This window comes from Candidatus Saccharimonadales bacterium, from assembly GCA_036388415.1.
Taxonomy (GTDB): domain Bacteria; phylum Patescibacteriota; class Saccharimonadia; order Saccharimonadales; family UBA4665; genus UBA4665.
Genome location: DASVRW010000002.1, coordinates 362,399 through 377,276 on the forward strand (window position 1 = coordinate 362,399; position 14,878 = coordinate 377,276).

At 50.8% G+C, this 14,878-nt stretch carries 12 protein-coding genes; 2 read left to right on the forward strand and 10 right to left on the reverse strand.

The window, feature by feature from the left end:
- Positions 1 to 37: 37 nt before the first annotated feature.
- The gene (locus VF575_02050; GenBank protein HEX8182361.1) at positions 38 to 1,639 is read right to left on the reverse strand and encodes a GspE/PulE family protein; all 1,602 of its coding nucleotides are present in this window, start codon (positions 1,637 to 1,639) and stop codon (positions 38 to 40) included.
- A gap of 40 nt (positions 1,640 to 1,679) precedes the next feature.
- On the opposite strand from VF575_02050, the gene VF575_02055 reads away from it, so the two are divergent.
- Both VF575_02055 and VF575_02060 read left to right on the forward strand, forming a co-directional pair.
- Positions 1,680 to 2,219: a TrmH family RNA methyltransferase gene (locus VF575_02055; protein HEX8182362.1), complete on the forward strand. Its 540-nt coding sequence runs from the start codon at positions 1,680 to 1,682 to the stop codon at positions 2,217 to 2,219.
- An 86-nt stretch (positions 2,220 to 2,305) separates the two neighbouring features.
- Positions 2,306 to 3,196 (forward strand): CAP domain-containing protein, encoded by an 891-nt coding sequence (locus VF575_02060; protein ID HEX8182363.1) that lies wholly within the window; start codon positions 2,306 to 2,308, stop codon positions 3,194 to 3,196.
- A gap of 152 nt (positions 3,197 to 3,348) precedes the next feature.
- Here VF575_02060 and dnaE read toward each other — a convergent pair whose 3' ends face one another.
- The 9 genes from dnaE to uvrB all read right to left on the reverse strand — a co-directional run bounded on the left by dnaE (position 3,349) and on the right by uvrB (position 14,828).
- Positions 3,349 to 7,062 (reverse strand): DNA polymerase III subunit alpha, encoded by a 3,714-nt coding sequence (gene dnaE, locus VF575_02065; protein ID HEX8182364.1) that lies wholly within the window; start codon positions 7,060 to 7,062, stop codon positions 3,349 to 3,351.
- Between the two features lie 123 nt (positions 7,063 to 7,185).
- On the reverse strand, positions 7,186 to 7,608 hold the full coding sequence (locus tag VF575_02070) for a YtxH domain-containing protein (GenBank protein HEX8182365.1): 423 nt from the start codon (positions 7,606 to 7,608) through the stop codon (positions 7,186 to 7,188).
- A gap of 23 nt (positions 7,609 to 7,631) precedes the next feature.
- Positions 7,632 to 7,880 carry a hypothetical protein gene (locus VF575_02075; GenBank protein ID HEX8182366.1) on the reverse strand — a complete coding sequence of 83 codons (249 nt, stop codon included), beginning with the start codon at positions 7,878 to 7,880 and terminating at the stop codon, positions 7,632 to 7,634.
- Positions 7,881 to 8,000: 120 nt separating this feature from the next.
- A complete protein-coding gene (locus VF575_02080) occupies positions 8,001 to 8,894 on the reverse strand; it encodes a sugar phosphate nucleotidyltransferase (protein HEX8182367.1) in 894 nt (297 codons plus the stop codon).
- Between the two features lie 51 nt (positions 8,895 to 8,945).
- Positions 8,946 to 10,475, reverse strand: coding sequence for an Asp-tRNA(Asn)/Glu-tRNA(Gln) amidotransferase subunit GatB (gene gatB, locus VF575_02085; protein ID HEX8182368.1), 1,530 nt, complete (start codon positions 10,473 to 10,475; stop codon positions 8,946 to 8,948).
- Positions 10,472 to 10,918, reverse strand: coding sequence for a hypothetical protein (locus VF575_02090; GenBank protein ID HEX8182369.1), 447 nt, complete (start codon positions 10,916 to 10,918; stop codon positions 10,472 to 10,474). The genes gatB and VF575_02090 overlap by 4 nt, the downstream gene beginning before the upstream one ends.
- On the reverse strand, positions 10,915 to 12,363 hold the full coding sequence (gatA, locus tag VF575_02095; GenBank protein ID HEX8182370.1) for an Asp-tRNA(Asn)/Glu-tRNA(Gln) amidotransferase subunit GatA: 1,449 nt from the start codon (positions 12,361 to 12,363) through the stop codon (positions 10,915 to 10,917). Before gatA ends, VF575_02090 begins: the two co-directional genes overlap by 4 nt.
- A complete protein-coding gene (gene gatC, locus VF575_02100) occupies positions 12,363 to 12,656 on the reverse strand; it encodes an Asp-tRNA(Asn)/Glu-tRNA(Gln) amidotransferase subunit GatC (protein HEX8182371.1) in 294 nt (97 codons plus the stop codon). The genes gatA and gatC overlap by 1 nt, the downstream gene beginning before the upstream one ends.
- A gap of 207 nt (positions 12,657 to 12,863) precedes the next feature.
- Positions 12,864 to 14,828 carry an excinuclease ABC subunit UvrB gene (gene uvrB, locus VF575_02105; protein HEX8182372.1) on the reverse strand — a complete coding sequence of 655 codons (1,965 nt, stop codon included), beginning with the start codon at positions 14,826 to 14,828 and terminating at the stop codon, positions 12,864 to 12,866.
- Between the last annotated feature and the right edge of the window lie 50 nt (positions 14,829 to 14,878).

Genomic DNA, 14,878 nt, shown 5'->3' on the forward strand with positions numbered 1-14,878 from the left:
CTCAAGGTAGAGGTTTTAAGGCTCGGGTTTACCTTACTCAGCCAACAACACGATAGACTTCTTCGAGTGTTGTGTCGCCATTGATGACCTTGAGGACGCCGTCCTGCAACATGGTGATCATACCTTCTTCGACAGCCTTTTGCTCAATCATGTCAGTTGTCACTTGTCCAGGCGGCATGCGAAGCAGTTGCTGAACGCCCGATGTCATCTGCAGTTGCTCACGTATCGGGAACTGGCCGGTATAGCCGTAAGGATTGGCGGGTGACGTACCGGCTTTGTATAGCGTTAGCTGGCTCAGGTCCGGACGGTCGACACCGGGCGGCAGCGAATCGACGACAGTCTGCAGCTGCGCTCGCAGGCCGTCATCAGGCTGAAAGGCAACTTTGGTAGCGTCGTCGAGCCGGCGTATCAAGCGCTGGGCCATGATCAGGCGTATCGCCGAAGCAAACAGCGGATTGACACCGACAAAGTCAATCATCCGGGTTAATGCCGCTGCTGCCGATGAGGCGTGGAAAGTACTGAGGACGAGGTGACCTGTCAGGGCAGCCTGCAGCGCCGTCCGGGCAGTGTCCTGATCGCGGATTTCACCTACCATCAAGGTGTCCGGATCAAGCCGCAGGACAGCCCGAAGCTTATCGGCAAAGCCGGACGTGTTGTGATCGCCCTGCACCGGTATCTGCACGACGCCTGGAATGTAATATTCGACTGGATCTTCTAGAGTTATGATCTTGCGTTCATCGGAGTTAAGCGTCGTTATCAGCGAGTACAAAGTCGTCGTCTTACCGGATCCAGTCGGGCCCACCACCAGCACCATACCCGTCGGATGGCTGATGATATCGTCGACGACACTGCGCTCACGGACTGACAGCCCGAGGCCGTCCAAATTGAGCATTTCCAGTTTTAGATTAAACAGGCGCATGACGACGTCCTGTCCGTAAATCGTCGGTACCGTTTCTACGCGAAGATTAACGGTTACTTTTTCGCCAGTTGCCATGGCATATTCCTGGTTGATGTGACCGCTCTGCGGGTCGGGTGAAGCTGTCGACATGTTGGCAACAATCGCCATGCTGGACATCAATTGTTTGTATTTGCTAGGACTCAGCCGGGCGATGGAATGCAGCACGCCGTCAACCCGAAAGCGGATCCGGACATCATCTTTTTCATTTTCCATGTGAATATCCGAGGCTTTGAGCCGGTAGGCCTGTTTGACGAGATAGGCTAGAACATCATCTGATAGCACTTGCTCCAAGGTTGCAGATACGCTTTTGATCAGATCGAGGTCTGTCGTCGTACCGAGCGATACATCTTCGTAGGTAATTTGTTTTGGCGGATTATAAAGCCGTAAGTAATCCCGAAATCCATTTTCAGAGATAATAGCAAAGGTAATGCGCTGACTATTGAAATGAGCCTTGATGGCATTCATCGTCTGCTGCGATGTCGTCGTCGTGATACCAAACAGCACGTTTGATTTGTCGGCCTGCAATGGCACGATGCGGTATTCACGGATCTGGGGTTCAGTCAGCAAATCTTTGTAAAGTTGCTTATCGGCAATCTTTGACGTATCAACATATGATAGATTAAGTATACGTGCCCGGCGCTGGGTAGCTAATTCCTCGTCAGATCGTGCGTCTTGGCTCATAACCATAAGTATAAATTAAAAGCTCGCTGGAGTACATTAAATGGCCGGTAGCCACCACCAGAACAATCCGACAAGCCGGAAGATTATCCTCATCGCCCATAATTTACGAAGCTGTCATAATGTCGGCTCGCTGCTTCGAACCGCCGAAGGGCTCGGCGTCAACGAAGTCATCCTCAGCGGCTACACGCCATATCCGCTGCGTGACGAAAATAATGACGATCGGCTGCCCCACATAGCTCACAAAATTGATAAACAGATCCGCAAAACGGCACTTGGTGCTGAAACTATGGTAGCTTGGCGTCACGAAGTGAACATACAGAGCATTATAGATGAACTGCGCGGCGACGGTTGGCAGCTTGTCGCCGTGGAGCAAGCTGCTGATGCAGTCGACTTACCGGCGTTTATGCCAATGGGCAAAGTAGCGCTGGTCGTTGGACGCGAAGTTGAAGGTATCGAGGCTGATATACTGACCGCCATGGATAACATTGTCGAAATACCGATGTCCGGCCGCAAGGAATCGTTCAATGTCGTGCAGGCAGCGGCAATGGCATTGTACCACTGCCGTTTCACCCGCCTTTGACGATATTTACAGCCTATAAGCACAAGCTTATTGCTCGTAAACAGCATGCGTGATAGAATTATTGTAGAATACCTAAAAACAAATATATGGCTCTGACAACTCAGCGTAAACCAACCGCCCATCACAAAAAAGCCACCGGCCAGCACCACCGCCGCAGCAAGCACTATCTGAAGGCGTATTCGCCGTACCTGCCGCTGCTGCTCGTCGTCCTCATCGGACTAGCTATCAACAGCTTTTGGGCATCACGGACACAGGTCCTCGGTGCTGCGACCACCTTGTCAGCCAATGAACTATTGCAGGACACCAACATTGAACGTTCACGGCTGCAGCAGCCTGACCTAATCATCAATCCCAAGCTCAATGCCGCTGCCCAGGCCAAAGCCAATGACATGGTGCAGCGTGATTACTGGTCGCACAATGCGCCGGACGGCACGACGCCGTGGAGTTTTGTCGAGAGCAGTGGCTATGAGTATCAGGCTGCTGGCGAAAATCTGGCATTTGGATTTATGAACGCTCAGACCATTCTGGCGGGTTGGATGAACAGTCCGGAGCACCGGGCCAATGTCCTAAACAGCAATTATGCAGACGTCGGCTTTGGTATTACGACTGCCGAAAACTTCCAAGGACAAGGTCGTACAACCGTCGTCGTGGCTATATATGGCCGACCAATATCAGCAAATCTTGGTGTCACGGCTACCGTTAGCGGCACGGAGAGCGCGGCCACAACACAGCCCTACCGCAATGTTTCACGGATTGAGCTACTGACTGGTGGCGTCGCACCCTGGAGCTTTGCCCTACTCACGGCCATAACACTGCTGGCGCTGGCTTTCCTGGTATTCCGTCACGCTATCGCCTGGCATCGTATGCTCATCAAAAGCGAAAACTTCGTACTACACCACAAGACCTTGGATGTTATCGTACTCAGCCTTCTCGTCGGCAGCGTCATACTAACGCGCACAGCTGGTTATATCAACTAGGACAATACCGAAAACTTAGTCTTAAAACCTCAGCTCTAATGTGGCAACCTGTTAGCGTTCTACAAATTATTTCATTCTATTTGATGGAAGATGTCGAGAACTAACAGATATGTAAAGCTGATAGGTAGGTTTTGAGATGCAGGTTATGTAACCTAGTGGACTTTGACGTTCTCGCGTCCGACGAGTGATTGCAGTCGTTCCAGTGCCGGCAGTTCTTTGGCCATACCGACAGGCAACTTAATGATTTGCTTTTGATTGTCGGCGCCGAGCACCAGGACTACTTCGGTTGATCCTCGGTGCTCATCAATGGCTTGTTTGAGCGACATAAGCGTCGCGTTATCATTGGCGCTCAGCAAACGGATATACACTCGTTCAGGAGCTACCGGTGATGGCGGGCCTGATTCCTCACCCGAAGTCCGTGTCGGCGCGGCCGCAGCTGCTTTTGCACCAGGGCCTTTCAGCGCGACCAGCTGCTTGCCTTTGAGGGGCTTTGGAATTGCTTTTTTGCGGCCGCGCGCCTTGTAGGCCTGAGCTTGCTCAAAGGTTATTTCACGGGCATCATCAACTAAAATTTTAAGTTCGTCAGTCAGTTTGCCCTCACGGTCCCGGGCATTCACCTTGCCGTGCATCAGGATGATATGATCGCGCTCCCAAATACCAATCGTCTGCTGATAGGTGCTCGGGAATAGAATAACTTCGATATCACCAAACTTGTCCTCAATTTTCACGAACGCCATCTTATCACCCTTTTTGGTGGTAATCTCACGCATGTCGACGACGACGCCGCCAACCGTGACTGATTTGCCGTCGTGCGCTGCTTTGAGCTCGGTCAGCGGTACTGTCTGCTCTTCGAGAATATCAGTGTACATATCGAGCGGGTGCTGCGATAAGTACAGTCCGAGCAGTTCACGCTCCCAAAGTAGCTGTTCGCGGCTGTTGTAGATAGTCGTGGCCGCTTCCAGGTCGAGTTGCGGCTTCAGGTCAATGCCGTCGACTGATTCGCCAAATAAATCGACCTGGCTGCTGTTTTGAGCTTTCTGGACGCGGTTTGCATAGGCCAGCATCAATTCCAAATTACACATCAGCTTGGAACGGTCGCCGTAACGATCGAATGCTCCGGCCTTGACAAGGCTTTCCATGGCTTTTTTATTACAGGTTTTGATATTGACGCAGCCGAGAAACTCCTCCAGATCATCAAACTTGTCGCAGACCTTGCGGGCGCGTAGTATTTCTTCGACAGCTCCGGTACCGACGTTTTTGATTGCCGCCATACCAAACCGAATCGGGGCTAGGCGGTTGTCCGGATTTTCGGGATCGGGCACAACGGCAAACTCAACGAACGACTCATTAACGTCGGGCGGCAAAACAGCAATTCCCATTTTGTTGCATTCCGATATTTCAATCGACAGACGATCGGTATCGTCAAAATCGCTAGTCATTAGCGCCGCCATGAAAGCCGCCGGATAATGCGCCTTGAGGTAGGCTGTTTGATATGAAATCATACCGTAGCAAGCGGAGTGCGATTTGTTAAAACAGTAGTCAGCGAAGCCGAGCAGGTCTTTCCAGAACTTTTCTATCACTGGCTTCGGTACGCCGTTGGCGACGGCACCGTCAATGAATTTGACCTGCATCTTGGCCATAACATCTTTTTTCTTTTTGCCGATTGCCTTACGGAGCGTATCAGCTTCTCCGCCGGTAAAGCCGCAGACATCACGCGATATACGCATCACCTGCTCCTGGTAGACCAGGACGCCGAATGTTGATCCCAGCGCTCCTTCCATAAGCGGATGGGCGTACACAACCGGCTCGAGATTGTTCTTGCGCTTGATGAAGCTATCAGTCAGTCCGGCGCTGAGGGGACCGGGACGATACAAAGCGCCCATGGCGATCACATCGTCAAATTCAGTCGCCTTCAGCTCGCGTAAGTAGCGCTTCATGCCACTTGATTCAAACTGGAACACACCGGTGGTATCGCCGCGCCGCAGCAGCTCAAACGTCTTCTCGTCGTCAAGGGGTAGCGTGTTGATATCTATTTCTTTACCGTACACCTTACGGATAATACGTAGGGCATTATTCATAACTGTTAAGTTAGATAAGCCTAAAAAGTCCATTTTGAGCAAGCCGAGTTCCTCGATTGGATCTTTGGAATACTGTGTTGATACAACGCCTTTTTGGGCCATTTCAAGTGGCGCAAATTTGACGATATCGTCAGGAGCGATCACCACGCCACAAGCATGGACACCATGCGAGCGGATCGTACCTTCAACACGCACCGCCAGATCAAATACCCGATGTGCGACTTCGTTTGTCTCATATTCTTTCTTAAGATCAGCATCAGCTGCTATAGATTTCTCGAGTGGGATGTGACGGCCCTGCACGGGTGCGGGGACCATCTTTGACCAGCGATCAGCCTCGGCGTATGGCACCTGCAGCACCCGGGCAACATCGCGGACAGCATTACGGGCAGCCATGGTACCGAACGTGGCAATATTTGATACCCGCTCAGCGCCGTATTTGTCGGAACAATACTGTATCACCTCATCGCGGCGGGTGTCCTGAATGTCTATGTCGATATCAGGCATACTGATACGGTCAGGATTCAGAAAACGCTCGAACAAGAGATCGTACAGCAGCGGATCCAGCTCAGTGATGCGCAGCGCATAGGATATGATGGAGCCTGCCGCAGAGCCTCGGCCAGGACCAAACACAATCCCCTGGTCTTTGCCCCAATTCATAAAATCGGCAATAATGAGGAAGTAACCATTGAAACCCATCTGTTCTATAACGCTGAGTTCGTACTCAGCACGCTTCAGCACCGGAGCCGACAACGAGGCTTTAATCTCATCTGTCGACAGGGCCTTGGCGGCTTCATTTGTTAGGCCGTTGTAACGCATTGTTAAGCCCTGATAGACTGTCTCGTCGAGGTAGCTTTTTTCGGTCATGCCTGCAGGCACGGGAAATTTCGGAATCAATATGCCGCCGAGTTCTATCTCGACATTGCAGCGGTCAGCAATCGTCCGCGTATTGCGGATAACCTCGGGATGTTCAGGGCCCCATCGCTTGATAAGCTCGTTTGGGTCTTCGACGTGCAGCGGATAATCTTTGAGCGACATGCGCTTTTCATCACTCAGAAACGAGCCAGTCCCGACACAGAGTAGAATCTCGTGAGCGTCCTGATCTTCGTGCTTCAAATAGTGGGCGTCGCAGGTCAGCGCAACCTCTATACCAAGCTCTTTACCCATTTTGAGCACCTGTTTGTTGATGTTGCCTTGTTCGACACTCGGCAGTGGATTATCCGGGTGTCCATGGTCTTGGATTTCCAGATAATAGCGGTCACCAAAGATGCTTTTGTACCATTTGGCGATTTCGTAAGCTTTTTCAGTCTGACCCTCTTTAAACGCGTTCCCGACCTCACCACCCATGCAGGCGCTGAGTACGATGAGCCCTTCGTTGTACTTCTCAAGCAGCTCGTGGTCGATACGCGGATGGTAGTAAAATCCCTGCAAATTGGCTACTGTCGAAAGTTTCATCAGGTTTTGATAACCCTTGTGGTTCATAGCGAGCAAAATCAGGTGAAAACGCTGTTTGTCCTTTTGCGGATCCTTGTCGGTATGACGCCTCGAGGCCACATAGGTTTCAAGGCCAATAATCGGATTGATGCCGGTAGCTTTGCCGGTTTTATAGAAGTCAATTGCCCCGGATAGCGTTCCGTGATCCGTCATGGCGACAGATGTCATGCCCTGTTCTTTGACATAATCAAATAGCGCCGGCAGCTTCGTGAGACCGTCGAGCAGACTGTACTGCGTGTGATTATGTAGATGCACGTAATCACTAGGACTGAGTGGATTGACTGTGTCAGCCGCCATATTGTTACCCTTTATGTTTGTACTCATTATAAGAGCTGGCGCCGATTCAAGCGAGCATACAATTTACAACATGCACATCAAATGGCCCGGCACATAGATAGCAACGGTTCAAAATTGGTAGAACTACTTCTTTTTCAGATATGTTTTCATGGCTTTGATGGCTTTGGACGCTTCACTGACGGCCGTATCTAGGTCGTGGTCATTAGCGTTTCCATCATGCAAGGCACTGAGGATTTCACGCGCCTTCTGGCGGGTCCGTGATGCTCTATGTACTATCTCGCCCTCCAGGGCAACTTCGTGTTTTTGTCTAGAAGAATGCTTTTCGTCGTGCTTGATTTTGCTTTCGGCCTCACCAAGCAAATGATTGAGTTCTGTATGCAATTGCTTGAGCTGTTTTTCGGCCTTGGCAATGCTGCTATCGCGGACGCTGCGAATGCTGCTCCGTGTATCGCTACCGCTTTTTGGAGCGGTCAAAATACCAGCTACGTAGCCGACCGCACCAGCTACAATTGTCCCAAGAGCGATCCGTTTTGCTTTACCATTCATGCTGTACCTGCCTATGCTTAGACTTATTTAGACTTATTGTGGTGCCGGACAATGTTACTGACCATTTTCAATATAGCCAGTGGACCAGAAGCGTTCTTGAGCATATCACCGGCAGAACTGACTGAATCAACGGCTTTTTCTGCTCGGTCTGCAATCAGCTTGAGTTGTTTCATCAGCTTGACGGCTAAAACAATTACCACAATCAATGCGATGAGGAATAGTGTGAGTGTTGCTGAAACGATGATGACCAGTATTTGTGTGGCGGTATCCATAAGTATCTCCTGTAATATGTCTAGTTAGTCGAAGGTGCCCTTGTGTATAGTTATACCACGCAGAGTCTACTATTGAAGCAAAATAATTTACACAACATCGTTCAGCTATACAGCCACAATCTACATCTTCGAACGCAAATATGCCATGATGTCGTCCTGCATATCGGGCCGTTCAAGTGCAAAGTCGATGACCGTCTTAATGTACTCAAGCTTGTTTCCCGTGTCGTAATAAGTTCCGTTTTGGACTTCGTATCCATAAAACGGATGACCGTCGGCCATCATGGCTTGCATGGCTGGCTGAATTTGTAACTCAATTTTACCATCATAATTGGCAGCAGCTTTTTCAAGGTATGGAAATATTTCAGGCACCAACAAGTAACTACTGACACTGGCTAAGTCTGACGGCGCATTGTCCTTGCCTGGTTTTTCGATTATCTGGCTCATCTTAAGAATACCGTCATGTCCATCGACAGATTCGCCCGCGACAATTCCATAACGCTCGTAATCTTCATCCTTCTCGACACGAATACAGCTAAGTACCGATCCTTGTAGTTCATCGTATAGATTAATGAGCTGCGTGAATCGACTTGGACTGGCCCGGAAAAAGTCATCGGCATAAGTATAAATGAACGGTTCATCACCTATGAGGTGCGCCGAATTGAGCAGTGGCGTCGCATTGCCGTATGGACCTTTTTGACGCAAGTAAATAAAATTGGCCAGGCCGGCAATAGCTTCAATCTCTTCGATATAGTGTTTTTTGCTCTCACCGCCAGCGATTAGGTTTGCCAGCAAATCCTGGCTTGGCATATCAAAGTGGTCTTCGATAGCCCGCTTGTTGCTGCTACCGACAATGATAATATCTTTGATACCTGCAGCAACTAAATCTTCAACGATATATTGGATAATCGGTTTATCAACCAGTGGCAGCATTTCCTTGGGCATAGCCTTAGTCTGCGGCAAGAAGCGAGTACCGAATCCGGCTGCTGCAATGACTGCTTTTGTTACTTTGGCCATATCGTATCTCCTGTTTACCGTTTACGCCTATGCAGTATAGCAACCTCTCTGCTATGCATCCATCCCCAGCTGTTTTTTTATGAGTTTTTGGGCAAGAGCTGGGTTCGCTTTGCCTGTCGAGCGTTTCATAACCTGGCCGACTAAGAAGCCAATCGCCTTCATTTCACCACCACGTACGTCATCAGCTGCTTTGACATTTTCTTTCAGGACAGCATCAACGATCTCCAGAATCGCAGTCTCATCTGACTCCTGTATGAAGCCTTGCTGCTCGGCAAAAGTGGCAATATCTCCGGGCAATACATCCGCGGCCAGCAAAACGAGCGTCAGAGCCTTGGCGTTTGTCGAACTTAGCTTACCGCTGCCGACTAAATCGGCAATCTTTCGGTACATTACAGCACGGTCCACTCGCACCAGCGATACGTCACGGTTCACCGCCCCAGTCATTTCATCCGAATCATTGTGCGTCTCTGGCTTGCCAGCTTCCCGAACATAGGGAATATCAATATTAACCAGCCAGTTGGCAAGCTGTCTGGCATAGGCCTGGTCATCGAGCGATTGTTCAAGGAGCGGTAAATAATTCTCTGCGAAGTACTCCACCTGTGCGTCGAGCAATGTTTCAATCTGCGCCGTGTTCAGTCCGAGTTCACCAAGACGGCTGCGCCATGCATCTGGCATTGGCGGCATTGCAGCCCGAATCTGCTCAATGTATTCGGCAGTCAGCACGATAGGCGGCAGATCGGGATCTGGAAAATAGCGGTAATCATGCGAATCTTCCTTGGACCGCTGGCTAAACGTTACCTGGCGGGCATCGTCCCAGCCACGCGTCTCCTGATCAATCACCCCACCTTTTTCCAAAACTTCAATCTGGCGGTTCGTTTCATAATCTACCACTTTTTCAACTGCCCGGAAGCTATTGATGTTTTTGGTTTCCGTCCGCGTGCCCAGCTGGTCGGAGGTACTGACGCTAACATTGACATCAAATCGCATATTTCCATAGTATAAATTGGCGTCAGACACATCTGCATACTTCATACGGAGGTATAGTTCGTGAGCGTAGGCTTTGGCCTCAACCGCCGAATGCATATCCGGCTCTGAAACGATTTCCAGCAGCGGCGTACCGGCGCGGTTCAGGTCGACCAAGCTGTAATCTTTGCCTGCAGGATGCGTACTTTTACCTGCATCAGCCTCGAGATGAGCCCGTGTTATGCCGATGGTTTTTGGCTTGCCGTCGATGGTAACCGTAATAGAACCGCCCAGAATTATCGGTTCGTCGAACTGGGTAATCTGGTAACCGAGCGGCAAATCAGGATAAAAATAATGTTTCCGATCGAATTTACTGAACTTCTGTGGCTCCGAGCCGAGCGCAAATGCCGCCCGGGCAGCGAGATGTACTGCCTCGGCATTGAGTACTGGCAGTGCACCAGGCAGGCCGAAGCATAGGTGACTGACGAGCGTATTTGGCGGCGCCTCGCGGGCATCGTTACCGACAGCAGCAAACAGTTTTGATTTTGTCTTGAGCTGGACATGACACTCAATGCCGATCGTAATTGTATATTTGTCGCGAGTTTCTGATGTAATCATTTGAGAGCCCCTAAATCTTTGAGAGCTTGCCGGATGCCGATGAGTGCATCTTTGACATCTCGCTCAGTCAAATTGTCATATTGCTCATGCACCAGCTTGTTACGTAGCTTGTGCGCATACCAGACACCATCGTTGTCACTGAGATCGCGTTGCACGGTAACCAAGCGTTCTCCCATCGTTTTGCCTTTGACCCGGCTTTTCTTAAGTGCCTCGTCGAGCAGTTTATCGGCGTCTATAATAGCCAGCGGCCAGGTCGCCCTGCTGGCGCACTTTTTTTGTATCACTTGCCATTTTTCCGCAAAGTAACCGGTGTTCAGACGGCTGCCAGTCCGGCGGCGCACCAGCCAACTGGCGCCGAATATCAGCACCAGCAGAATGACGATAGCTATACCGGCCATAATCAAATTGGTTGTGCCAATATCAATCAGTCCTGATGGATTCATCGTACAAGCTCCTCAGTTTGGCGAGCAAACGCTAGAAGTGACCGGTCTGCACGCTGGGCGGCCATGAGCTGCACGCCCACCGGCAAGCCGTCAACCATACCAACCGGTACTGAAATCGCCGGTATCCCGGCCAGGCTTGGGCCGACAGTCATAACGTCTGATAGATACATCTGCAAAGGATCATTGCTGTTTTCGCCGATTTTAAATGCCGTCGTCGGCGCCACTGGGCCCAACAAGAAATCAACCTGTTCAAAGGCTATGGCAAATTCGTTGATAATTTTGGTGCGGACAGTCTGCGCCTTTTTATAGTAGGCGTCGTAATAGCCGCTACTGAGTACATAGGTGCCAATCATAATCCGGCGTTTCGCTTCTTTTCCGAAACCCGTGCCGCGTGACCCGCGGTAGCTATCCTCGAGCGTCGTCGCATCTGGATAACTATAGCCGAAGCGTTGGCCGTCATAGCGGCTCAAGTTACTGCTGATTTCAGCTGGCACGATGATGTAATACACTGCCAGCGACAAAGGCAGCGATGGCAGGCTGAGTTCCTGAACGTCGGCACCGGCGGTACGAAGCCGTTGCAATACGTCATCAATAATCTGGCTGACACCGGGTTGAAGGCTGTCACCCATATATTCGCGGATAACTCCGATTTTCTTGCCAGTAAGATTGATGTCTCCTGGCAGATCAGCATAGCCGGCAGCATCCCGCTCGATGGTTGTACTATCAAGTTGATCCCTGCCAGCAATAACGTCAAACACGAGAGCGCTGTCAGCGACCGTTCGTGTCAGTGGACCCATCACATCGGTACTACTGGCCATCGCCACCACACCGGAGCGTGACGTCAGGCCGTATGTCGGCTTGAATCCAACGCATCCACTAAAGCTGGCTGGCTGGCGGATCGAACCACCCGTGTCGGTACCAAGCGCAAACGGCGCCATGTCGAGCACGACTGCTGCTGCTGAACCGCCGGACGATCCACCAGGTACCCGAGCCATGTCATGTGGGTTTTTCGTCGGATAAAAATCGCTGTTTTCAGTCGAACCGCCGTGCGCAAAGGCGTCCATATTAGCCTTGGCAACACATATCGCTCCTTCAGCTTCCAGTCGCTCGATAACGGTCGACTGATACGGCGCCGTGAAGCCACGCAGAATATTGCTGGCGGCTGTTGTCTCGGCCCCAAAAACCAGATAATTATCTTTGGCAATAAACGGAACGCCAGCCAGACGACCGGCGGGTTTCGAGGCAGCTATGTCTGCATCAATCTGCCGTGCCCGCGTGCGTGCCCTATCTTCGGTTGTCGCGATGATCGCATTGTACTGCTGGTGCTCAGCAATCGTGCGCAGAGACTGTTCGACCAAGTCAACTGCCCGTAGCTCGCCCGAGACAACTTTAGCCGCAATCTCCGCTATAGGCAGCCATTGTGAAGCAGTTGTAGCAGCGCTCATTATCCGATCATCCTTCGAACTTTAATAAGATCACCCTGCACTGTTGGCACATTTTGTAGCAAACTTTTGGGCTCATAGCCATAATCACCGATTTCGTCGGCGCGCGTTACATTCACTAGACCAGTCACCTGGCTGGTTGGCTGCAGTCCGGCTGTATCTACGGCGTTTAATTGTTCGACATACTGTAAAATTTCATTAAATTCCGACGAAAAAGCCGCAACTTCATCGTCATCAAGCGAGATCCGGGCAAGTTGCGCCAATTTCAAAATATCATCCCGTGTGAGGTCGGCCATATCCGTCAAGTATAGCACCGCTCGTACGCACAAACCAGTATAAGTATGCTTTAAATTACGACCTACTGACTCGATTCAGCCGTCAATTTTTTACTACTTTAGCCCTACTGTCATATTAAAGTTACTATATTATAAACACTACTGTGTTTACCTAGTCCGGCTGATCAAATAGTATATTTACATGCACAGAACATTATAATTATCTGGCTACATCTTCTGCTTTAAATCGTTAATAATATCGCGTAGCTCAGCTGCTTGCTCAAACTGCAGGTTGGCAGCGGCCATATCCATTTGACGATTCAGGTCTTTAAGCAGATGCTTGTATTCGTCCTTCGGTATTTTTTTCAGATCCAGCTTAGCGGTTTTGGCTTGCTCAGGCAGGTCAGGCCGCATACCTTTCTCGACGGCTCGGCCGGCACCGGTTGGCGTGATACCGTGCTCAGTGTTGTATGCAGCCTGAATATCACGGCGCTTGTTCGTCTCACCGATGGCTCGTTCCATGCTGCCGGTTACGCGGTCGGCGTACATTATGACGCGGCCTTCGACATGGCGGGCAGCCCGGCCGATAGTCTGGATGAGTGCTTGCTCGCTGCGCAGAAAACCTTCTTTGTCAGCGTCTAATATGGCGACCAAACTAACTTCAGGCAGATCGAGTCCTTCACGGAGCAGGTTGATGCCAACAACAACGTCATAAATCCCGAGCCGAAGATCACGCAGTATATCCGTTCTATCCAGCGTATCGACATCACTGTGCAAGTACGTTACTTTGATGTTTATCTCTTTCAGGTATTCAGTCAGGTCTTCGCTCATCCGCTTTGTCAGCGTTGTTATCAGGACGCGCTGCTGCTTGGCGATGGTCGCTCGGACTTCATTGATCAAATCATCGATCTGGCCGTCAATCGGCCGGACTTCTATAACTGGATCGAGTAGTCCAGTCGGTCGTATAACCTGCCGGGCAGGCTCCGGACTGCGGCTGAGCTCATAATCCGCCGGTGTCGCCGACACGTAGACAGCTTGATTCACGTGGCGTTCAAACTCGGTAAAGGTCAATGGCCGGTTGTCGAGGGCGCTCGGCAGCCGAAAGCCGTGCTCGACCAGCACTTCTTTGCGGGCGCGGTCACCGTTGTACATGCCGCGGATTTGCGGAATGGTCATATGCGATTCGTCTACCAGCAGCAGGTAGTCATCCGGGAAGTAATCCATGAGCGTCGCTGGCTGCTCGCCCGGTTCGCGGTTCGTAAGATACCGGCTGTAGTTCTCAATGCCTTTGACGAAGCCAGTTTCCTCCAGCATTTCCAGGTCAAAGCGCGTGCGCTGTTCCAGGCGCTGGGCCTCAAGCAGCTTGTTTTCCATTTTGAACTGTGCCAGCCGCTGATCAAGTTCTGATTCGATACTGCCGAGTGCGACCTTCAATTTGTCGTGCGGAGTCACGTAGTGCGAACTCGGGAAAATCTTCAGTTCCGTCAATGTCGCTAGTACTTCGCCGGTCAGCGGTTCGAGCCGAGTAATTTTCTCTATTTCATCGCCGAAGAATTCAATTCGGTAGGCGACTTCTTCACCAGCTGGAAACACATCAACCACATCGCCTCGTACCCGGAAGGTACCACGGTGAAAGTCAATGTCATTGCGCTGATACTGAATATCCGTCAGCTGGCGCAGCAGCTTATCGCGCACCCGGCGCTCACCGACAGCAACCTTGACGGATAATCCGTCATAATCCTCGACTGATCCAATGCCGTAAATACAGCTGACACTGGCAACAATAATAACGTCACGTCGGCTGAGGAGTGCGTCAGTGGCAGCGTGGCGCAGCCGGTCGATCTCCTCATTGATCTGTGAATCCTTCTCGATAAAGGTATCGCTGCGGGCTATGTAAGCTTCCGGCTGATAATAATCGAAGTAACTGACGAAATAATGGACAGCGTTGTCCGGGAAGAAGCTTTTGAATTCGCCGTACAGCTGAGCCGCCAGCGTTTTGTTATGACTGAGAATCAAGGTCGGTTTCTGGACGCTTTGAATAAGATTCGCCATTGAGAATGTCTTACCGGAGCCGGTTACGCCCAGCAGCGTCTGGTCGCGCAGCCCATCATTGATGCCTTGAACTAGCTGCTTGATAGCGGCCGGCTGATCGCCCTGCGGCGTATAATCACTATGTAGTCGTAGTTTACTCACCAAATAAGTATACCGTACAATTTGGTTTGCTATTTATGACAACCTGGCCA

Bases quoted from the DNA above. Each gene is read 5' to 3' on its own strand.
- VF575_02050 (HEX8182361.1), bottom strand. From the start codon at position 1,639: ATGAGCCAAGACGCACGATCTGACGAGGAATTAGCTACCCAGCGCCGG.
- VF575_02055 (HEX8182362.1), top strand. From the start codon at position 1,680: ATGGCCGGTAGCCACCACCAGAACAATCCGACAAGCCGGAAGATTATC.
- VF575_02060 (HEX8182363.1), top strand. From the start codon at position 2,306: ATGGCTCTGACAACTCAGCGTAAACCAACCGCCCATCACAAAAAAGCC.
- dnaE (HEX8182364.1), bottom strand. From the start codon at position 7,062: ATGGCGGCTGACACAGTCAATCCACTCAGTCCTAGTGATTACGTGCAT.
- VF575_02070 (HEX8182365.1), bottom strand. From the start codon at position 7,608: ATGAATGGTAAAGCAAAACGGATCGCTCTTGGGACAATTGTAGCTGGT.
- VF575_02075 (HEX8182366.1), bottom strand. From the start codon at position 7,880: ATGGATACCGCCACACAAATACTGGTCATCATCGTTTCAGCAACACTC.
- VF575_02080 (HEX8182367.1), bottom strand. From the start codon at position 8,894: ATGGCCAAAGTAACAAAAGCAGTCATTGCAGCAGCCGGATTCGGTACT.
- gatB (HEX8182368.1), bottom strand. From the start codon at position 10,475: ATGATTACATCAGAAACTCGCGACAAATATACAATTACGATCGGCATT.
- VF575_02090 (HEX8182369.1), bottom strand. From the start codon at position 10,918: ATGAATCCATCAGGACTGATTGATATTGGCACAACCAATTTGATTATG.
- gatA (HEX8182370.1), bottom strand. From the start codon at position 12,363: ATGAGCGCTGCTACAACTGCTTCACAATGGCTGCCTATAGCGGAGATT.
- gatC (HEX8182371.1), bottom strand. From the start codon at position 12,656: ATGGCCGACCTCACACGGGATGATATTTTGAAATTGGCGCAACTTGCC.